This window comes from Devosia aurantiaca (assembly GCF_011058215.1).
Taxonomy (GTDB): domain Bacteria; phylum Pseudomonadota; class Alphaproteobacteria; order Rhizobiales; family Devosiaceae; genus Devosia; species Devosia aurantiaca.
Window position 1 is genome coordinate 165,634 of the sequence record NZ_JAALFG010000002.1, and the last position, 19,076, is coordinate 184,709.

The 19,076-nt window shown below is 62.7% G+C and carries 17 protein-coding genes and 4 pseudogenes; 13 read left to right on the forward strand and 8 right to left on the reverse strand.

All coding sequences use genetic code 11. From position 1 onward, the window contains the following. The first annotated feature begins 66 nt into the window (after positions 1–66). Positions 67–582, forward strand: a complete 516-nt coding sequence (locus tag G5575_RS08265; RefSeq protein WP_164533923.1) for a nucleoside kinase — start codon at positions 67–69, stop codon at positions 580–582. Between the two features lie 6 nt (positions 583–588). Here G5575_RS08265 and greA read toward each other — a convergent pair whose 3' ends face one another. Next, a complete protein-coding gene (gene greA, locus G5575_RS08270; protein WP_164533924.1) occupies positions 589–1,071 on the reverse strand; it encodes a transcription elongation factor GreA in 483 nt (160 codons plus the stop codon). After that, a complete protein-coding gene (locus G5575_RS08275) occupies positions 1,068–1,655 on the reverse strand; it encodes an SOS response-associated peptidase (RefSeq protein ID WP_164533925.1) in 588 nt (195 codons plus the stop codon). Before G5575_RS08275 ends, greA begins: the two co-directional genes overlap by 4 nt. Positions 1,656–1,838: 183 nt before the next feature. Here G5575_RS08275 and G5575_RS08280 point away from each other — a divergent pair, with 183 nt between their 5' ends. From G5575_RS08280 to G5575_RS08295, 4 genes and pseudogenes are all read left to right on the forward strand, one after another. Then, positions 1,839–2,744: an aspartate carbamoyltransferase catalytic subunit gene (locus tag G5575_RS08280; protein ID WP_328766074.1), complete on the forward strand. Its 906-nt coding sequence runs from the start codon at positions 1,839–1,841 to the stop codon at positions 2,742–2,744. Beyond that, a pseudogene (pyrC, locus tag G5575_RS08285) lies at positions 2,741–4,040 on the forward strand (dihydroorotase). Before G5575_RS08280 ends, pyrC begins: the two are co-directional and overlap by 4 nt. Next, positions 4,037–5,080, forward strand: a complete 1,044-nt coding sequence (locus tag G5575_RS08290) for a dipeptidase (RefSeq protein ID WP_164533926.1) — start codon at positions 4,037–4,039, stop codon at positions 5,078–5,080. The pseudogene pyrC and the gene G5575_RS08290 overlap by 4 nt, the downstream one beginning before the upstream one ends. Before the next feature lie 72 nt (positions 5,081–5,152). Further along, entirely contained in the window at positions 5,153–5,446 is a 294-nt protein-coding gene (locus tag G5575_RS08295; protein WP_164534720.1) for a GIY-YIG nuclease family protein, read from the forward strand. A gap of 120 nt (positions 5,447–5,566) precedes the next feature. Here G5575_RS08295 and topA read toward each other — a convergent pair whose 3' ends face one another. Next, positions 5,567–8,197 carry a type I DNA topoisomerase gene (gene topA, locus G5575_RS08300; RefSeq protein ID WP_164533927.1) on the reverse strand — a complete coding sequence of 877 codons (2,631 nt, stop codon included), beginning with the start codon at positions 8,195–8,197 and terminating at the stop codon, positions 5,567–5,569. A gap of 124 nt (positions 8,198–8,321) precedes the next feature. On the opposite strand from topA, the pseudogene murB reads away from it, so the two are divergent. Both murB and G5575_RS22160 read left to right on the forward strand, forming a co-directional pair. Then, a pseudogene (murB, locus tag G5575_RS08305) lies at positions 8,322–9,095 on the forward strand (UDP-N-acetylmuramate dehydrogenase); the annotation flags it as partial. A gap of 74 nt (positions 9,096–9,169) precedes the next feature. After that, a complete protein-coding gene (locus G5575_RS22160) occupies positions 9,170–9,325 on the forward strand; it encodes a hypothetical protein (protein WP_407924856.1) in 156 nt (51 codons plus the stop codon). A gap of 107 nt (positions 9,326–9,432) precedes the next feature. Here G5575_RS22160 and dprA read toward each other — a convergent pair. After that, positions 9,433–10,547: pseudogene (gene dprA, locus G5575_RS08310) on the reverse strand (DNA-processing protein DprA). Further along, a complete protein-coding gene (gene plsY / locus G5575_RS08315) occupies positions 10,547–11,155 on the reverse strand; it encodes a glycerol-3-phosphate 1-O-acyltransferase PlsY (protein WP_164533929.1) in 609 nt (202 codons plus the stop codon). The pseudogene dprA and the gene plsY overlap by 1 nt, the downstream one beginning before the upstream one ends. 127 nt (positions 11,156–11,282) lie before the next feature. Between plsY and rnr the strand changes: the two genes are divergently transcribed. Next, complete coding sequence (gene rnr / locus G5575_RS08320; protein WP_164533930.1) at positions 11,283–13,577, forward strand: ribonuclease R; 2,295 nt, start codon at positions 11,283–11,285, stop codon at positions 13,575–13,577. 3 nt (positions 13,578–13,580) lie between these two features. Further along, the gene (locus G5575_RS08325) at positions 13,581–13,979 is read left to right on the forward strand and encodes a DUF983 domain-containing protein (protein ID WP_164533931.1); all 399 of its coding nucleotides are present in this window, start codon (positions 13,581–13,583) and stop codon (positions 13,977–13,979) included. On the opposite strand, the gene G5575_RS08330 is transcribed toward G5575_RS08325, so the two are convergent. Next, positions 13,976–14,317 carry a hypothetical protein gene (locus tag G5575_RS08330; protein ID WP_164533932.1) on the reverse strand — a complete coding sequence of 114 codons (342 nt, stop codon included), beginning with the start codon at positions 14,315–14,317 and terminating at the stop codon, positions 13,976–13,978. The two genes, G5575_RS08325 and G5575_RS08330, sit on opposite strands and share 4 nt — an antisense overlap. Positions 14,318–14,435: 118 nt before the next feature. Here G5575_RS08330 and rpmG point away from each other — a divergent pair, with 118 nt between their 5' ends. Further along, a complete protein-coding gene (gene rpmG, locus G5575_RS08335; RefSeq protein WP_046104197.1) occupies positions 14,436–14,603 on the forward strand; it encodes a 50S ribosomal protein L33 in 168 nt (55 codons plus the stop codon). Between the two features lie 440 nt (positions 14,604–15,043). Here the strand turns inward: rpmG and G5575_RS08340 are convergent, their stop codons facing one another. Both G5575_RS08340 and G5575_RS08345 read right to left on the reverse strand, forming a co-directional pair. Continuing rightward, positions 15,044–16,414: a PleD family two-component system response regulator gene (locus G5575_RS08340; protein WP_164533933.1), complete on the reverse strand. Its 1,371-nt coding sequence runs from the start codon at positions 16,412–16,414 to the stop codon at positions 15,044–15,046. Positions 16,415–16,507: 93 nt separating this feature from the next. Continuing rightward, positions 16,508–16,879 (reverse strand): response regulator, encoded by a 372-nt coding sequence (locus G5575_RS08345; protein ID WP_164533934.1) that lies wholly within the window; start codon positions 16,877–16,879, stop codon positions 16,508–16,510. A 121-nt stretch (positions 16,880–17,000) separates the two neighbouring features. Here G5575_RS08345 and G5575_RS08350 point away from each other — a divergent pair, with 121 nt between their 5' ends. The 3 genes and pseudogenes from G5575_RS08350 (at position 17,001) to G5575_RS08360 (ending at position 19,069) form a co-directional block, all read left to right on the forward strand. Beyond that, positions 17,001–17,282: a DUF3572 family protein gene (locus tag G5575_RS08350; protein ID WP_164533935.1), complete on the forward strand. Its 282-nt coding sequence runs from the start codon at positions 17,001–17,003 to the stop codon at positions 17,280–17,282. Further along, positions 17,257–18,614, forward strand: a pseudogene (locus G5575_RS08355) (DNA polymerase IV). Before G5575_RS08350 ends, G5575_RS08355 begins: the two are co-directional and overlap by 26 nt. Continuing rightward, positions 18,611–19,069 (forward strand): RidA family protein, encoded by a 459-nt coding sequence (locus tag G5575_RS08360; RefSeq protein WP_164533936.1) that lies wholly within the window; start codon positions 18,611–18,613, stop codon positions 19,067–19,069. The pseudogene G5575_RS08355 and the gene G5575_RS08360 overlap by 4 nt, the downstream one beginning before the upstream one ends. Positions 19,070–19,076: the final 7 nt, after the last annotated feature.

Consider the following 19,076-nt stretch of genomic DNA (forward strand, 5'->3'; position numbering starts at 1 on the left):
ATGGCGCGCTCGCCCATTTGGGTTATGCTCGGGCAAAGGCGCGGCTTGCGCGCAACGGACTGAGCCATGGGCCTGCGCAACATCCTGATCGAAGGCGTTTCCGGCGCAGGCAAGACCACGGTCGCGACCGAACTCGAGCGCCGCGGCTTCCATGTCGTGCATGGTGACCGCAGCCTCGCCTACCAAGGCGATCCGCAAACCGGCGCCCCGCTCAATCCTGCAGCCTCAGCCGGTGCCGACCTCGTCTTCATCAACGATCACCACATTTGGCCACTCGACGCGGTCAAGGCCATCGTCGCCGACCGGACCCACGGGGTGACCTTCTTCTGCGGCGGTTCGCGCAACCATCACCTCTTCGGCCACCTCATGGACGCCATCTTCGTGCTCGATGCCGACTGGCCCACAATCGAAAGCCGACTGCTGCTGCGCCGCGACGAATGGGGCTCCGAACCCGCAGAACGCGAAATGACACGCAAGCTGCACGAGACGCGACAAGACCTCCCCAAGACGGCAATCAGCGTGGATTCTACGCGGCCCCTCTGGGAGGTGGTCGAAGAAATTCTGGCAAGATCCCTCGCCTAGATCCCATCACCCAATGTCCACGACCTCAACCTCGCAACCGCCAACCGTCACCACGTCGCCGACGCTCTTGCCCATCAGAGCCCGCGCAACTGGGGACGCCAACGACACCGTCCCCGCTTTCGGATCAGCCTCATCCTCACCGACGATTCGGTAGGTCTGCACCCGCCCATCGTCACGCTCGAAGGTCACCGTGCTGCCGAAGGCAACGACACCCGCTTCCTGCGGCGCCGCCATAACCTGTGCTGTCCGAAAGCGCTCGTCGAAATACCGCAGATCCCGATAAGGATTAGCCGCCTGCCGCCGCCGCTCGTTGACGTCCTCGATTCGCAACGCCGCTTCATAGGCAGCACGCGCTGCCTCCAGCTGCCGCTCCAGAGCCGCCAACCCCTCCGCGGTGACAAGGTTCGGACCCTCGGGAATCGGCCGTTCCGGCAGCATGGTCTCGGCAGCTGTCTCGGCGCTGTCTTCCTTGGTAAATGCCACGCTCATTGCTTGCCCTCCCGTACCACGTCGACATCCAGCGTCCCCGCCGGTAGCGGCCGCAGCAGTTCTGCTTCCGGCCGCGTCAGAAACAACCACTCCACCCATTGCTCCGGCTTTAGCACGCAGACCTGCCGGTCATGGATCGGCTCAACATCAGGTCCTGGCGGACAGGTCAGCATGGTAAAACTCAGCCCGCCGTCCTCGTCCTCGCTCCAGAGCCCCGCAATCCCCATGATCGGCGATCCGCTGAGCGAAAAGCGATGCTTGGTCTTGGGATACTTGCTGCCGGTAAATTCAAAAAAGCCCGAAAGCACCACGACACAGCGCTGGCTATCGGCAAAACTGCGCTTATCGCTCTTGAAGTTGAACACCGGCGGCGCCTTGGCCCGCGGCGGCGGAAAACCAAAGCGCATCTGCTTGAGCTCGACGCCGTTGCCAGCCGCACGCAGCACCGGGCCGAAATCGCCGATCCGGATGTCGTCGGCGATGATCAGCGCCGCCTCATCTCCATCGGATCCACCAAGCTCGAGCGCCTCCAGCGCCTTGCGATAGGCCGCCTCGCGAACATGCTGTTCGTAATCGTTGCACATGCCTCAGCAATGCGCTGACCCGGCCAGGCGTTCAACCGGGGAGCATTGCCGCATGAGGGCACTTCGCGCTTGCCCCGTCCGCCCCCTCCTCTACACCGCAGCAAATCGCAAGGGATGCGACATGCCCCATGTTTCTCCAGCCGGCCTTGCCGGTGACTTCCCCCGTTCGCCCAGCGCCACCTGATCTCCATTGCCGACCTCAAGCAGCACGAGATCCTCGACCTGCTGGATCGCTCCGAGCGCATGATCGAGATCAGCCGGCAGGAGCGAAAATCCCTGCCGACGCTGAGCGGCAAGACGCAGATCAATCTCTTCTTCGAGCCGTCGACCCGTACGCAATCGTCCTTCGAAATCGCCGGCAAGCGGCTCGGAGCGCTGGTGGTCAACATGTCGGTCAAGACCAGCTCGGTGAGCAAGGGCGAGACGCTGATCGACACGGCCGCAACGCTGAACGCCATGCGCCCGGACGTGTTGATCGTACGGCACTCGGCCGCCGGGGCGGTCGAGCTTTTGGCGCAAAAGGTCGGCTGCTCGGTGTGCAACGCCGGCGACGGCGCCCATGAACATCCGACGCAAGCGCTGCTCGATGCCTTGACCATCCGCAATCACAAGAGGCGCCTCGCCGGGCTGACCGTCGCCATCTGCGGCGATATCGCCAATTCCCGCGTCGCCCGTTCCAACCTCTTGCTGCTCGGCGCGCTCAATGTCCGCACCCGGGTGATCGCCCCAAAAACCCTGCTGCCGCCGGGCATAGAAAATCTTGCCACCGAAGTCTTCACCGATATGGAAGAGGGCCTCAAGGGCGCCGACGTGGTGATGATGCTGCGGCTTCAGCACGAGCGCGCCAATGGCAAGATGATCCCGTCCGTGCGCGAATATTATCGCTTCTACGGCCTCGACGAACAAAAGCTCGCCCATGCCAAGCCCGACGCCATCGTCATGCATCCGGGCCCGATGAACCGCGGCGTCGAGATCGACCCGGCCATTGCCGACAGCGAACGCTCGGTGATCACCGACCAGGTGGAAATGGGGGTCGCCGTGCGCATGGCCGTCCTTGATGCCCTCCTGCCGCCGAGGAACGAGCCATGACCCGTCCGCTGCTGATCGAAAATGCCCGCATCGTGGACCCGGCATCGGGCACCGACCGTCGCGGTGCGGTGCTGGTCGAAGACGGCAAGATCGTCGACTTGGCGCTGGGTGTGGCCCGGTCGGCGTGCCTGACAACGCCGAAGTCGTTGATGCAAAGGGCCACGTCCTGGCACCCGGCCTGATCGACATGCGCGTCTTCGTCGGCGAGCCCGGCAAGGAATATCGCGAAACCCTCGCCTCCGCCGGGGCTGCAGCCGTTGCCGGCGGCGTCACAAGCTTCGTCATGATGCCGGATACGACCCCGTGGTCGACGACGGCGCCCTGGTGGACTTCCTGATCCGCCGCGCCGAAGCGCAGTCCCTTGCCCGCATTCTTCCCGCTGCCGCCATCACCCGCGGCCTCAATGGCAAGGAGATGACCGAGTTCGGTCTCCTCAAGGAAGCTGGCGCGGTCTGCCTCACCGACGGATCGCACTCGATCCAATCGACTGCGCTCTTGCGCAGCGCCATGGACTACGCCGCCAATTTCGACATGCCCTTCGTCCATCAACCCTCCGATAGCGAGCTGGTCGGCGACGGCGTCATGAATGCCGGTCTCTTCTCCACCGTGCTCGGCCTGCGCGGCATTCCGCGCGAAGCCGAGACCATACCCCTTGCGCGCGACATGCAACTCGCGGCGCTCACCCGCGTCCGCTACCATGCCGCCCAAATCTCCACCGAAGGCTCGGCGGCGCTGCTGAAGGCAGCAAAATCGCGTAACCCGCAGGTTACAGCCGGCATTTCGATCAACAATCTCTGCCTCAACGAAAACGACATCGGCCGCTATCGCACCTACTTCAAGCTCAACCCGCCGCTGCGAAGCGAGGATGACCGGCAGTCCATGATCGAAGCGCTGAAAACCGGCGTCATCGACACCATCCACTCCGATCACGATCCGCAGGACACCGAGGTCAAGCGCCAGCCTTTCGCTGAAGCCTCCGACGGCGCCATCGGGCTCGAAACCCTCCTCGCCGCGGCCTTGCGCCTCGTTCATTCCGGCGATGTCGACCTCCTGACCATCCTTCGCGCCATGACCAGCCGGCCGGCCGAAATCCTCAGTCTTGCCAGTGGTCGCATCGCGCGCGGTGCGCCGGCCGATCTGATCCTGGTCGACCTCGAATATCCCTGGCAGGTTACCGAGCGCGAGCTGCGCTCCAAGTCACGCAACACCAGCTTCGAAGGCGCACGCATGCAGGGCAAGGTCATGCGCACCTTTGTCGGCGGCAAGACCGTCTTCACCCACAAGGAAGCCGCATGACCATTCCGTTTTTTGACGGCCACAACGATACGCTGCTGCGCCTCCTCGAGCACGCCAACGCCGACAAGGTCGCGCTCTTCGTCGAGGGCACGCAGGATGGTCATGTTGACCTGCCGCGCGCCCGGGCGGCCGGCATGGTTGGCGGTTTTTACGCGATGTTCCCACCGCCGCTAAAGGGCAATCTCGCAAGCGTCGCCACCAATCCCATGAGCAATGGCGAACTCCCACCCGAACTCAGCAACGCCGATGCCACGCCCTCGACCATGGGCATGGCCGCGATCCTGCTGCGCCTCGAACAGGCCGGTGCGCTCACGATCTGCCGGTCCGCAGCAGACATCCGCAACGCCATCGCCATCGAAAAGCACGCCGCGATCTTCCACATCGAAGGCGCCGAGGCCATCGACACGAACTTTCACGCCTTCGACGTGCTCTATGCGGCTGGCCTGCGCTCGATCGGCATCACCTGGAGCCGCGCCAACGCCTTCGGCACCGGCGTTCCCTTCCGCCACAATGCAGATCCCGATATAGGCCCGGGGCTCAGCGACGCCGGCAAGGAACTCGTCCGCCTTTGCGACAAGCATGGCGTAATGATTGACCTCAGCCACCTTAACGCCGCCGGCTTCCGCGACGTCGCAGCCATCTCCACCAAGCCGCTGGTCGCCACCCATTCCAACGTTCACGCCATTTCGCCGGGCACCCGCAACCTGGTCGATTGGCAACTCGCCGCCATCCGCGACTCCGGCGGCGTCGTCGGCCTAAACTACGCCACCGGCTTCCTGCGCGAAGACGGCAAGTTCGACGCCGACACGCCGATCGAACTTATGGTCCGCCATGTCGACGCCCTCCTCGAAGCTCTGGGCGAAGACGGCGTGGCGCTGGGCAGCGATTTCGACGGCGCCCGCATCCCCAACGCCATCGGCGACGTCCGCGGCACCCAAAACCTGCTGCGCGCCCTGCTCGACAAAGGCTACGGCGAAACGCTGGTCAAAAAAATCGCGCTAGGCAACTGGCTGAAGCTGATCGAACGAACGATCGGGTAGATTAGCCGACCATTGCACCGTTAGCCCCTAGACCTCATGGTGAGCCTGTCGAACCACGAGGTCGCAGGCACGATGCCCTTCTACGTCTACATCCTCGAAGGCAGCGACGGATCATACTACACAGGGCTCACGCGTAAGCACCCCGAGCAACGCCTGTGGGAGCACAACGCGGGCGTGGTGGAAGGTTCGTCCACACGCGGTCCCGTCGTGCTAAAATGCGCGGAAGAGTTCGCCAGCGCATTGGACGCGATCAACCGTGAACGCCAGATCAAAGGTTGGAGCAGGCGCAAAAAGAAAGCGCTGATCGCCGCAGACTATGAGAGCTTGCCAAGTCTGGCAAAGACCACCATCACGCCGAAGACCTAATACTGAGCTCCCTAGACCTCATCCTGAGCTTGTCGAAGGACGAGGTCGCAGCCACTGGCTTCCGCGCGCCCGACCTCGTGGTTCGACAAGTTCACCATGAGGTCTCATGAGAAGTGCCGCCTAAAACGGCACATCCTCACTATCGACGATCTTCTTCGCCGCGGCCTTCTTCACCGGTGCCTTCTTGACCGCAGCCGGCTTCTTCGCCGCAGCCGCAGTCTTTGCCGCCGGCTTCTTGGCCGCAGCCTTTTTCGCCGGTGCCTTCTTCTTGCCGCCGCCTGCCTCGATCTTGGCGGTGATCAGCGCGACAGCCTGCTCGAGCGTGATGTCCTCAGGCTTGATGTCCTTCGGAATATTTGCATAGACCTTGCCCAGCTGCGCATAGGGACCGAAGCGGCCATTCGCGATCTTGATCGGGCCGTCGTCATAGTCGAAGGTCTTGATCGCCGAAGCACTGGCGCGCTGGAAGCCACCGGCTGCCTTTTGCGCAATAAGGTCAACCGCGCGGTTGATGCCGACGGTGAATACCTCTTCCACGTCCGGCAGATTGGCATATTTGCCGTCATGCAGAATGAACGGACCATAGCGCCCGAGACCCGCCGAAATGGGCAGCCCCGACTCCGGATGAAGACCCACTTCTCGCGGCAGCGACAAAAGTTGCAGCGCCTTCTCCAGCGTCAGCGTCGCCGCCTCCCAGCCCTTGGGCAGTGACGAGCGCTTTGGCTCCTTGCCGTCACCGAGCTGCACGTATGGCCCGAAGCGACCGGACTTGAGATGCACCTCTTCGCCGGTTTCCGGATCGGTGCCGAGCACCCCGTCGCCGGCCGCAGCCTGAGAGGAATTGCCGTTGGCCGCATCTGACAGCTGCGTCGTGTGCTTGCACTCGGGATAGTTCGAGCAGCCGATAAGCGCGCCGAACTTGCCGAGCTTCAGCGACAGCGTACCGGTGCCGCAGGTCGGGCACCGGCGACGATCGGACCCGTCCGCCTTCGGTGGGAAAATGTGGTCTTCCAAAAGATCGTTGAGCGCGTCGAGGACCTCGGACACGCGCAGGTCCTTGATCTCCTCCGTCGCCTGCGTGAAATCCTTCCAGAAATCACGCAGCAGCACCTTGTAGTCGAGCTCGCCAGCCGAAACCTGGTCGAGCTTTTCTTCGAGGCCCGCCGTAAAGCCGTATTCCACATAGCGGGTAAAGAACGACTCAAGAAACGAGGTGACGATGCGGCCGCGATCTTCCGGATGCAGCGCCTTGCCCTCAAGCCGCACATAGTCGCGGTCCTTGAGCGTCGTCAGCGTCGCCGCATAGGTCGAGGGACGGCCAATGCCGAGCTCTTCCATCTTCTTGATGAGGCTGGCCTCGGTGAAGCGTGACGGCGGCTGGGTGAAATGCTGCTCGATCTCGACCTTTCTGAGGTCCGGCTTGTCGCCGACATTGAGCGGCGGCAGCTCGCGATCGTCTTCGTCCTCGGTATCCTCGTCCGACTTCACCTCGACGCCATAAAGCTTGAGGAAGCCGGGGAAGGTCACGACCGATCCGGTCGCGCGCAGCGTCACGGCACGGCCCGGCACATTGACGGCGATGTCCACCGTAGTCCGATCGATCTCGGCCGATTTCATCTGCGAGGCCAGCGTGCGGCGCCAGATCAGGCCATAAAGCTTGGCTTGGTCGGCATCGAGGTTGAGCTGCTCGGGCCGCTTGAACATGTCCGTCGGGCGGATGGCCTCGTGCGCTTCCTGCGCATTCTTGGCCTTGGTCTGGTAGATGCGCGCCTTTTCCGGCAGATACTCCTCGCCGAAATACTTGCCGATCACCGAGCGGGCCATCGAAATGCCCTCCGGCGCCATCTGCACGGCGTCGGTACGCATATAGGTAATGAGCCCGTCCTCGTAGAGTCGCTGGGCGATCTGCATCGTGCGATTGGGCGAAAGGCCGAGGCGCGACGAAGCATCCTGTTGCAGGCTCGACGTCGTGAACGGCGCATAGGGATTGCGCTTGGTCGGCTTCTTTTCGACATTGGCGACATTGAACTGCCCGCCCTCGATCAGCGCCTTGAGCGCACCGGCATCTTCGCCGGTCTTTATATCGAGCTTGTCGGTCTTCTTTCCATCGACGGCGAAAAGACGCGCGAGGAAACTCTTGCCGCCCTGCGCCAGCTGCGCCTCGACGCTCCAATATTCTTCCGGCTTGAACTTCTCGATCTCCGCTTCGCGCTCGGAAACAAGCCGCAGCGCCACGGACTGCACGCGGCCAGCCGAGCGCGAGCCGGGCAGCTTGCGCCACAGGATCGGCGAGAGCGTGAAGCCCACGAGATAATCGAGCGCTCGGCGCGCCAGATAGGCGTCGACCAGCGGCATGTCGATGTCGCGCGGCTTGGCCATGGCCGCGGTCACCGCGTCCTTGGTGATGGCGTTGAACACGACGCGCTGCACTGGCGTGTCTTTCTTGAGCGCCTTCTTGGCCCGCAACACATCAAGAATATGCCAGGAAATCGCCTCTCCCTCACGATCGGGGTCGGTCGCGAGGATCAGCCCATCGGCGCCTTTGAGCGCATTGGCGATGTCCGTCACGCGCTTCTTGGACGCCGTATCAACTTCCCATGACATGGCGAAATCTTCGTCCGGACGCACCGAACCGTCCTTGGCCGGCAGGTCGCGGATATGGCCGAAGCTGGCCAAGACCTCATAGTCCTTGCCGAGATACTTGTTGATTGTCTTGGCTTTAGCCGGACTTTCAACGACGACGACCTTCATGGGGGAATGTTCCGCAACGCTGTTCGAAGAGGCCGCAACATGGTGAAGCCGAATAGGACTGTCAACGGGCCACCCTGACGTGACGCTTGCCGAGAGGGCCCGAACAATGGAGATAAGAGCCGTGATGACCGACACTCCCCTCGCCCTGATTCCGGATTTCGACCTTACCCTCCGCAACACGCTCGCCCTTCGGGCGCAGTCGCGCTCCGGCATCGAAATCACCGACGCCGCGCAGCTCCCAGCGCTCTTCGCCTCAGGCCATCCCGTGCGCGTGCTCGGCGGCGGCAGCAATGTCGTCCTCGCACTGCATTTTGATGGCATCACCGCCCTGCTCGCAAACAAGGGCCGCGCCATCATCGACGATGGCGACGATATTTTGGTCGATGCCGCCGCAGGCGAAAGCTGGCACGAGGTCGTCAGCTTTACCGTCGAACAGGGTTTCGGCGGCCTCGAAAACCTCGCCCTCATCCCCGGCACCATCGGCGCTGCGCCGGTGCAGAATATCGGTGCCTATGGCGCCGAGCTCGCTGACACTTTCGACAGCCTAACCGCCTTCGACCGGCATACCGGCGACACGGTGCAGTTCGACCGCGCCGCCTGCCACTTTGCCTACCGGCACAGCGTCTTCAAGGAAGAGCCCGACCGCTATGTCGTGACCTCCGTCCGCCTGCGCCTGCCAAAAGCCTGGTCGCCGAACCTTGGCTTCGCGGGCCTTTCGGATCTCGCCGAAGCCGCGGAAATCACGCCGCGACTGGTCATGGACCGCGTCATCGCCCTCCGCCAAAGCAAGCTTCCCGATTGGCGCGTCACCCCCAATGCCGGCTCCTTCTTCCAGAACCCAATCATGTCGGTCGAAGCCGCGCAGCCAGTCCTGGCGGAATTTCCGACCGCCCCGAACTTCCCCCAAGCCGATGGCCGCACCAAGCTCTCCGCCGGCTGGCTGATCGAAAAAGCGGCCTCAAGGGTTTTCGCATGGGCAAGGTCGGGATCTCCGAACGCCACGCCCTGGTCCTCGTCAACCACGGCGGCGGTGAGCAAGCCGATATCCGGGCGCTGGCAGAACACGTCAAAGCCCAAGTACGCAGTCGCTTTAGCGTGGACCTACACGAAGAGCCCGTTTTCCTCTGACCCTTCAGTAGACCTCATCCTGAGCCTGTCGAAGGACGAGGTCGTGGCACAATCCAATGCCCGACCTCGTGGTTCGACAAGCTCACCATGAGGTCTTCTCGGTCCCCTCACTCATACCTCAACGCCACCAGCTGCCCGCTCGACCACTCGATCCGCCCGGCAATATCGAGCTCCAGCAAAAGCATCTGCATCGCCGAAGGCCCGATCCCCGTGGCCCCGATCAGCTCATCGACCTCGACCGGCGTGTTCGACAAAGCCTCTAACAGCCGAGCCCGGTCATCTTCCGCAGGCATTGCGCCGATTTCGTCCGGCTGCCACTCCGCATCGAACAGCGCCATCCGCGCCGGATCAGCGCTGCCCAGCACCTCGATGATGTCCTCGGCGCAGGTGATCAGCCGCGCCCCTGCTGGATCAGTGCATTACCGCCTTCGGCGCGTGGATCGAGCGGCGAACCAGGCACGGCAAACACATCGCGATTCTGCTCGAGCGCAAGCCGCGCTGTAATCAGCGAGCCCGAGCGTTTGGCCGCCTCGACCACGACGATCCCCAGCGACAATCCCGAAACCAGCCGGTTGCGCCGCGGAAAGTCCCGCGCTCGCGGCTCCCAGCCCAGCGGCATTTCCGTCAGCAGCGCCCCGCCATTATCGAGGATGTCATGCGCCAGCGGGATATTCTCGTCCGGATAGATCTTGTCGAACCCGCCCGCCAGCACGGCTATGGTGCCGGTGCTGAGGCTCGCCCGATGCGCGGCCGTGTCGATGCCGCGCGCCAGTCCGGAGACCACCGTATAGCCCCGCTCGCCCAGATCCGTTGCCAGCAACCGCGTCATCTTCACGCCGGCGGTGGAGGCATTCCGCGCCCCGACGATGCCGACCGTGCGCTGCCAGTCGAGCCGCTCGCCCCCTGCCATGGTGATCAGCGGCGGCGCGGCCGGAATATGATGAAGGTGCGGTGGGTAATCGGGTTCGCTTTGCGCCACCAGCCGCGCGCCGTAGCGCTCGAGCCCGGCGATCTCGTCTTCGGCCTTGGCTTGCGGAGTGACCGTGACGCCCCTGCCCGCCTTGCGGCTGAGCTCGGGCAGGGCCTCGATCGCCGCGGCCGCCGAACCGAACCGGCTCAAGAGCTGACGGAACGTCACGGGGCCGACATTGTCGCTGCGGATCAGCCGCAGCCAGGCGACGCGTTCGGCGGCAGTCAGCGCCTGACCACCACCGGAAAGCATCAGGCCGCCTTCTTGCCACCGATGGTGGGCTCGGTGCCCTTGATCAGCCGGGAAATGTTCTCGCGGTGCTGGTAGAACAGCAACAGCGCCAGCGCTGCCACCGTAAAGGTCAGCCAGATATTGTCGTTAAAGACATAGGTGAAGATCGGCGCCGTCGCCGCGGCGGTCAGCGCCGCCAGCGACGAGATCTTCCGGGTAAAGCCGATCAGCAGCCACACCGCGCAAAAGATCAGCCCCACGGGCCAGCTCAGCGACAGCAGCGAACCGATCATCACCGCAACGCCCTTGCCGCCCTTGAAACCGAGCCACACCGGAAAGCAGTGGCCGAAAAACGCGCCGACAGCGGCAAGCATCGCCGCATCGTCGCCCCAGAAATACCGCGCCACGAGGATCGCAACCGCCGCCTTGAGCGCGTCCAGCACCAGCGTCGCCGCTGCCAGCGTCTTGTTGCCGGTACGCAAGACATTGGTCGCCCCGATATTGCCCGAGCCGATCGAGCGGATATCACCAAGACCGGCAGCGCCGGTCAGGATCAGCCCGAAAGGCACCGAGCCGCACAAATATCCCAGCACCAGCGCCAGGATCAGCGGCAAAATATCGGTCGGCATGAACGCATCCCCGTAAGCGACGTTGGCTCAACAACTATCGTCCTAAGGGCCGGAGCGACAAGGGGCGATTTGGCAAAACCCCTGCGGTGACCTACATAAAGAGCAATCCCGAAACCTGACGAAAATCATGGCCAAACCAGCAAAAAACAAAAACACGTCCGGCCCTAAGCGCCCGCGCCTCACCGCGGCCGAACTTTTGCCAAGTCGCGAGCAGGTGCTCGAAGCCCTAGCCGACGAAGAAAACATCAAGGGCAAGCGCGATCTGGCCAAGGTGCTCGGCATCCGCGGCGACTTGCGCCGTCCGTTCAAGGCGATGCTGGCCGAGCTTGAGGGCGAAGGCGTTATCGCCCGCACCCGCAAGGCCCTGCGCCGCACTGCCGCCCTGCCCCATGTCACTGTGCTCGACATCCCAGGCGACGCCGATCCCGATCATCTCCACGCCTATCCGGCGCAGTGGAACGATGAGGAAGGCGAAAAGCCGCGCGTCCGGGTGCTCGTCGACAGCAAATCCCGCGTCGCCCCCGCGCCCGGCGATCGCATTCTTGCCCGCATCGATGCCGGCGACGAGGCGATCCCCGACTACACCGCCAAGCCGATGAAGGTGCTCGACAAGCCCCGTCGCGCCCATATCGGCATCGTTCGCACCGACAACGAAGGCGCCCGACTCATTCCCGTCGATCGCAAGCAGAAGGAAATGCGCATTCCGGTCGGCGATCTCGGCGATGCCAAAGACGGCGATCTGGTGGAGGTCGAGGTCAAGCTCTCCGGCCGCCTGATGATCCCGCGCGCTCGCGTCACCTCGGTCATCGGCAACCCTAAGTCCGAGGGCGCCATCTCGCTGATCGCGATTCACAATCTCGAAATCCCGCACAAATGGCCGGCCAGCGTCCTGCGCGAAGCCGAGGAGGCCAAGGAAGCTTCCCTCAAGGGCCGCGAGGATTGGCGCGACCTGCCGCTGATCACCATCGACCCGTTCGATGCCAAGGACCACGACGACGCCGTCCATGCCGCGCCCGACGAAGACGAAAAGAATCCCGGCGGCTTCATCGTCACCGTCGCCATCGCCGATGTCGCCGCCTATGTCCGCCCCGGCACAGCGCTCGATCGCGAAGCCTATCTCCGCGGCAATTCGGTCTACTTCCCGGATCGCGTTGTCCCGATGCTGCCCGAGCGCATCTCCAATGAACTCTGTTCGCTCAAGGAAGGCGAGCCCCGCGCCGCCCTCGCCGTGCGCATGGTTCTCGGTGCCGATGGCAAAAAGCGCAGCCACAGTTTTCATCGCATCCTGATGCGCTCCGCTGCCAAGCTCAGCTACCAGCAGGCCCAGGCTGCCATCGACGGCAATCCCGACGACAAGACCGGCCCCCTGCTCGAGCCGATCCTTCGCCCGCTCTGGGACGCCTATGCCGCTATGAGCGCCGCCCGCGACAAGCGTGGCCCGCTCGATCTCGATCTGCCCGAGCGCAAGATCCTGCTCGACGATAAGGGCATGGTTCGCGACATCCACGTTCCCGAACGGCTCGATGCGCATCGGCTCATCGAGGAAATGATGATCGCCGCCAACGTCGCCGCGGCCGAAACGCTGGAAGCCAAACGCAGCGAGCTGCTCTATCGCGTCCACGACGAGCCTTCGTCCGAAAAGCTTCAGGCGCTGCGTGACTTCCTTGGTTCGCTCGATATCGCGGTCAAGAAATCCGACAGCGTCCGCGCCTCGGATTTCAACGGCATCCTGAGCCAGGCGCGCAAGGCCAATAACATAGAGCAAGTCAGCGAAATGGTGCTGCGCAGCCAAGCGCAGGCCGAATATTCAGCCGAGAACTATGGCCATTTCGGTCTCAATCTCGACCGCTACGCGCACTTCACCTCGCCCATTCGCCGCTACGCCGATCTCATCGTGCACCGCGCCTTGGTCAAGGTCCTGGGCTTCGGCGAGGACGGCCTGACCGAGCAGGAAGCGCAAAAACTCCCCGGCATTGCCCAGCATATCTCGGCCACTGAGCGCCGGGCCATGCTGGCCGAACGCGAAACCTCGGATCGCCTGCTAGCCCAGTTTTTGGCCGAGCGCATCGGCGCCAAATTCCTCGGCCGCATTTCCGGCGTCACCAAATCTGGCCTTTTCGTGCGCCTGCTCGAAACCGGCGCCGATGGCTTCATCCCGGCCTCGACCCTGGGCCAGGACTTCTACCGCTATGTCGAGGAACGCCAGTCCATGATCGGCGAACGGAGCGGTGAAACCTTTACCCTGGGCGACCGCGTTGAGGTCCGGCTACTGGAAGCGGCTCCGGTAGCTGGCGCGTTGCGCTTCGAGCTCCTGTCGGAAGGCAAACGCGGCAATCCGCCATCTGGAAGACGACCGCCGCGAGGTGCACCTAAGAGTTTCGGTCCAAAGGCCTCGAAAGGCTTTGGCCGGAGAAAGAGGTAACTCATGACTGAGACCCATATTCTCGAACAGCGCAGCGTCGCCCAAGCCATGTGGCGCGGCACGCTCTGCCGCTGTCCCCATTGCGGCAAGGGCAAGATGTTCCGCGCTTTCCTAAAGGTCGTCGACCAGTGCGACGTCTGTGGCGAAGAGCTCAACCATCATCGCGCCGATGATTTCCCGCCCTATATCGCCATCACCATCGCGGGCCACATCATCATCGCCATCATGATGCATATGGACATGGCCTATCGCGTCGAGCCGATGACCTACATCATATCGATGATCCCACTGGCTATTATCCTGCCGCTCCTGATGCTGCAGCCGATCAAGGGCGCCATTGTCGGCCTCCAATGGGCCAACCGCATGTATGACTTCGGTGCCAACCGCTCCAAGCAGTCCTAGCGCGCAAAGCGCTGCAGCGAGCGCTGGTCGCCGATGTCGATCTTTTCCGTGGGACGCCAGCCAGCTTTGGTCAGGGCGTCCCAGTCGTTTCCGGCGACTGAAATCCAGAGCAGGCCATCTTCGGGCAGTTCGCTAAGGATTCGCGGCGCCAGAAGATCGAGCTCCTCGGCAGAAGCGACATAGGCGATGACGCCATTATACTCGTCCTTCTCGTGCACCATCTCGACCTCGGCGCCGGCAGCCAGTTCCTCTGCCATTTCGCGCGGTGCATTGATCAGCCAGAGCTTGTCGCCGGATTTAAGGCCCAATTTGCTCATCAATTCGAGGGGCGGGATCATGTCGGCTCTCCTTGCGCGCTGCTATCGACTTGACAACGGGGCGCAAATCCGTAGGTTGCGCCCAAATTCCGGCGCTGCCCTCCGTGCGGCGCCTTTCGCTTTGTGAAGGACCACCCAAATGGCAAAAGCCGCCACCATCAAGATCAAGCTCGTCTCGACGGCCGACACCGGCTTTTTCTATGTGACCAAGAAGAACGCCCGTACCCAGACCGAAAAGCTGGCATTCAAGAAGTACGACCCGGTCGTTCGCAAGCACGTCGAATTCAAGGAAGCCAAGATCAAGTAATCTGGCGCTTCCTGTTCCGAACAGCAAAACCCCGCAAGCAATTGCGGGGTTTTCGTTTGGCGCGTTGACGCCTCACCCACCAGCTGTCACCCCGGGCTTGACCCGGGGCCCATCCTGAGATCTCAGGAAAGACCCCGGTCTTTGCCGGGGCGACAATCGAGTGCGTGACAGCACCACATCTAAGGTTCGCGATGCTTCTGAATGAAGAGTGGCTGGTCCGGAGCGGCATGTCGAAGAGGCCACTCTGTCCGCATCCGGACCAACCGCCCTACGGGAGGCTCAGGAGTTGCGGCGGACCTGAGCGAATGCCGTAGGGAACTTGCGTAACCGAAGTGTTTCGGCTCGCTGAAAAGACCCTAGGCGGCCCAGGCGTTTCCGCCAACCGCAACCCTTTGTTAATTATAACGGCTAACCCTAATAGACGCAGCTTTATCGATCGCTCACGCCGCGTCGAAGATCACCCGGTTACGCCCCTCGCGCTTGGCGCGATAAAGCGCGACGTCCGCCCGCTTCAGCATGCTCTCCGGCGAATCCGTCAGCGTCTCGTTGAGCGACACGCCCACTGACACCGTCACCGTCAGCGGCCGCGCCGTCCCCACGTCGAACGGCTTTTCGGCGATCGCCTGGCGCACGCGCTCGGCCACCGCTTCCGCCTGGAACGTATCGGTATCGGGCATCAGCACCACGAACTCCTCGCCACCCATGCGGCAGGCGAGGTCGACGCCACGGATATTGCGCTTCATGCGCGCCGCAAATTCGCGCAGCACGATGTCGCCGACATCATGCCCGTGATTGTCGTTGACCGACTTGAAGTGGTCGATATCGAGGATCATCAGCGCCATGTCCCGGCTCTGCTCCTGCGCCTTGCCGAGCATGACGTTGAGGTGCCGGTCGAAATAGCGGCGATTGTAGAGCCCGGTGAGCTCGTCGGTCACCGCCAGCGCCATCGTGTTGGTGACGCTCTGCCGCAGCTCGAGCGCATAGCGATTGCGCCGGATCTGCGTCCGCACCCGCGCCGAAAGCTCGTTGCGCTCCACCGGCCGGCTGATGAAATCGTTGACCCCCAGGTCCAGCGCCCGCACCACGCGCGGCTTGTCCCCCTCGTCCGCCATCAAAATGATCGGCAGCGTCCGCGTATGATCGAGCGTCCGGATCTGCGAACACACCCGCAGCGGATCGAAATCATCCATCGACATGCTGACCAGCGCCAGCTCGTAATTGGCGCCCGCCACTTGGAACACTGCATCCGATGGCTGCGTCAGGATGTCGACGCTGTGCTCTGCGGAGAGATAGCCCTTGACCCGCTCGGCATGCCGCAGATCGGTGTCGATGATCAGGATCGAGCCGCCACTAGCCGAAATCGTGTCCATCGCCCGCAGCGCGTCCTCGATGGCGATCTGCTGCCCGGTCAACGCACGGGCCCGCAATTCATCGGTCAGCGACTTGAGCCGCACGAGGCTCTTTACACGCGCCATCAGCTGCGTGTCGTCCACCGGCTTGGTGAGAAAATCGTCCGCGCCCACCTCAAGACCGCGCACGCGGTCCGACGGCTGGTCGAGCGCGGTGATCATCAGAACCGGCACATGGTGCGTCCGCGGGCTTGCCTTGAGCCGCTGGCAAACCTCGAACCCGTCCATTTCCGGCATCATCACATCGAGAAGGACGATATCGACATCCTGCGTCTCGCAGATTTCGAGCGCCTGCGCCCCGGACGTTGCCGTCAGAACCTCGTAATATTCCGCTGTGAGACGGGCCTCGAGCAGGCGAACATTGGTCGGGATATCATCGACGATCAAAACGCGCGCAGTCACACCAGCACCTCACATCAGGCGCGGTACTCAATGAGCCGTTTCTCGAACCGGAAAAGGGGGACCCACTTTTCCTGCGAAACTCCCAGGTGCGCCTCAGGCCGGGCCAATGTAGTGGGCAATGGTTTCCAGAAAGTGAGATACCGAGATGGGCTTGGAAATATAGCCCTCGCAGCCGCCCTGGAGGATCCTCTCCTCATCGCCCTTCATCGCAAAGGCGGTGACGGCGATCACCGGAATATGGGCAAGCTGCTCATCGTCCTTGAGCCACTTGGTGACCACAAGGCCTGACACCTCCGGCAACTGGATGTCCATGAGAATGAGATCGGGCATATGCGCACGCGCCAGATCCAGCGCTTCCATGCCGTTGCGGGTCTGGATAACGGTGTAGCCGCGCGATTCGAGCAGATCGTTAAAGAGCTTCATATTGAGCTCATTGTCTTCCACGATCATCACTGTCTTGGGCATCATACCTCGCTTGGGCGGCTATGCCGTCCGAAAAAGCTGGTCATGCGCCGCACTGACCTTCGCTTCCTCCGCCATCTCGGCTACCATTAATCCGTTACAAAACATCAAATGAGGCAGGGCCTTGCCCGTTCCAAACCGTTCCGAGCCCGATATCAGCCATCTGGCTGACGCATGCCTTGGCTACCTCTCGGAAAATCCTGAAGAACTCCTCGGATTCATGCAGAATGCCGGCCTTGATCCGCAGAGCCTGCGCGCGGCGATTGGCACCGAGCGCATGCAACACGGCCTCATCGACTACTTTGCCTCCAACGAGCCGATTCTGCTCGCCCTCTGCGCCAATCAAAACATCACGCCGGAAGCCTTCATGCGCGTCTGGCATCGGATCAACCGCACGGAGTTCTAGACACGTGGACTGGCTCTGCCGGGACTGCCTCAAGTGGGAAACCAGCGGGACGGTGCCAAACCGTTGCCCCGCCTGCGGCTCCCCGCGCCTGCGCAGCCACGACGAGCTCTTTGCCCTATCGATCGCCCATGTCGATTGCGACGCCTTTACGCCTCGGTTGAAAAGCGCGACGATCCGAGCCTCCGCGACAAGCCGTTGATCATCGGCGGTGGCGCGCGCGGTGTTGTCTCGACCTGTTGCTATATCGCGCGCCAGTCCGGCGTCCGCTCCGCCATGCCCATGTTCAAGGCCCGCGAGCTGTGCCCCGATGCGGTGATCATCAAGCCGAACATGCAAAAATATGTCGATGTCAGCCGCCAGATCCGGCGCCACATGGACGCGCTGACCCCGCTGGTCGAGCCCATCTCCATCGACGAAGCCTTTCTCGATCTCACCGGCACGGAGCGCGTCCACAAGGCGCCCCCTGCCTTAAGCCTCGCGCGTTTTGCCAAGACCATCGCCGAGGAAATCGGCGTCACTATCTCGGTGGGCCTTAGCCACAACAAGTTTCTTGCCAAGGTCGCTTCCGATCTCGACAAGCCGCGCGGTTTCGCCGTGATCGGCAAGGCGGAAACCCTCACCTTCCTTGCACCCAAGCCGATCAGCCTTATCTATGGTGTCGGCAAGGTCTTTTCTGAAACCCTCAAGAAGGACGGCTATCACACCATCGGCCAATTGCAGGACGAAGATCCAATCCGCCTCATGAAGCTTTATGGCGAGGCCGGCTCGCGTCTGGCGCGCCTTTCGCAAGGCCAGGATGCCCGCAAGGTTTCTGTCGACAGCGAGATGAAGTCCATCTCGTCCGAAACGACCTTCAACACCGACATTGCGACGCTCGAAGACCTCTCGACCGAACTTTTAAAATGCACCGAGCGCCTGTCGGAGCGTCTCAAGGCAAAGATCGTCGTCGGCGACACCGTGACCCTCAAGCTCAAAACATCGGGATTTCGGTTGCGCACCCGCGCGCGACACCTGATGATGCCGACACAGCTTGCCAACGTTCTCTACGAGGCTGGCATGAGCCTCCTGCAGCGCGAGGCAGATGGCACGCCGTTCCGGCTGATCGGCATTGGCGTCTCGGGCCTTGAAGCGGCCGATGGGTTCGACCCCGTCGATCTCCTCGAGCCGCTCGTCGCGCGCAAGGCCGCCGCGGAACGCGCCATGGACAGTGTCCGCTCGCGATTTGGCCGTGCCGCCGTAGTGCGCGGCAAGCTCTATACCAGCCGGCCCGACACCCAGTCGGCTCCGGCTTCCGAAGAAGAAGCAGAAGACCTGGAAAGCAAGTTCAGATGACCGACCCGATCGAAAAGCTCCGCGAATATGGCTACGAGCTCCCCGCCCCCAAGGCGCCGGTGGCAAGCTACGTTCCGGTCAGCCGCACCGGCAACCTGCTCTATGTGTCCGGACAGATTTCCAGCAATGAGCAAGGCGTGGTCCAGGGCCGCCTTGGCGACAACATGAACGTCGTCCAGGGTGGCAACGCGGCCGAACTCTGCGCCGTCAACATCCTTGCCCAGATCGTGCACATGGCGGGCGTGCCACTCCACGAGATCAAGAAGGTGATCAAGCTTACCGTTCTTGTCGCCTCGACCCACGAATTCACCGAGCAGCATCTCGTCGCCAACGGCGCTTCCAACCTTTTGGTCGGCGTTTTGGGTGACAAGGGCAAGCATGCCCGCGCCGCTTTCGGCGTCACCGCCCTGCCCCTCGGCGCCGCAGTCGAGATCGAAGCGGTGGTCGAGGTCTAGGCGCGCC

Coding starts and splice junctions, on each gene's coding strand:
- topA (WP_164533927.1), bottom strand. CDS start 8,197: ATGAAGGTCGTCGTCGTTGAAAGTCCGGCTAAAGCCAAGACAATCAAC.
- G5575_RS08360 (WP_164533936.1), top strand. CDS start 18,611: ATGACCGACCCGATCGAAAAGCTCCGCGAATATGGCTACGAGCTCCCC.
- rpmG (WP_046104197.1), top strand. CDS start 14,436: ATGGCAAAAGCCGCCACCATCAAGATCAAGCTCGTCTCGACGGCCGAC.
- G5575_RS08295 (WP_164534720.1), top strand. CDS start 5,153: ATGCCCTTCTACGTCTACATCCTCGAAGGCAGCGACGGATCATACTAC.
- G5575_RS08265 (WP_164533923.1), top strand. CDS start 67: ATGGGCCTGCGCAACATCCTGATCGAAGGCGTTTCCGGCGCAGGCAAG.
- rnr (WP_164533930.1), top strand. CDS start 11,283: ATGGCCAAACCAGCAAAAAACAAAAACACGTCCGGCCCTAAGCGCCCG.
- G5575_RS08290 (WP_164533926.1), top strand. CDS start 4,037: ATGACCATTCCGTTTTTTGACGGCCACAACGATACGCTGCTGCGCCTC.
- G5575_RS08275 (WP_164533925.1), bottom strand. CDS start 1,655: ATGTGCAACGATTACGAACAGCATGTTCGCGAGGCGGCCTATCGCAAG.
- G5575_RS22160 (WP_407924856.1), top strand. CDS start 9,170: ATGGGCAAGGTCGGGATCTCCGAACGCCACGCCCTGGTCCTCGTCAAC.
- G5575_RS08345 (WP_164533934.1), bottom strand. CDS start 16,879: ATGCCCAAGACAGTGATGATCGTGGAAGACAATGAGCTCAATATGAAG.
- G5575_RS08330 (WP_164533932.1), bottom strand. CDS start 14,317: ATGATCCCGCCCCTCGAATTGATGAGCAAATTGGGCCTTAAATCCGGC.
- G5575_RS08325 (WP_164533931.1), top strand. CDS start 13,581: ATGACTGAGACCCATATTCTCGAACAGCGCAGCGTCGCCCAAGCCATG.
- plsY (WP_164533929.1), bottom strand. CDS start 11,155: ATGCCGACCGATATTTTGCCGCTGATCCTGGCGCTGGTGCTGGGATAT.
- greA (WP_164533924.1), bottom strand. CDS start 1,071: ATGAGCGTGGCATTTACCAAGGAAGACAGCGCCGAGACAGCTGCCGAG.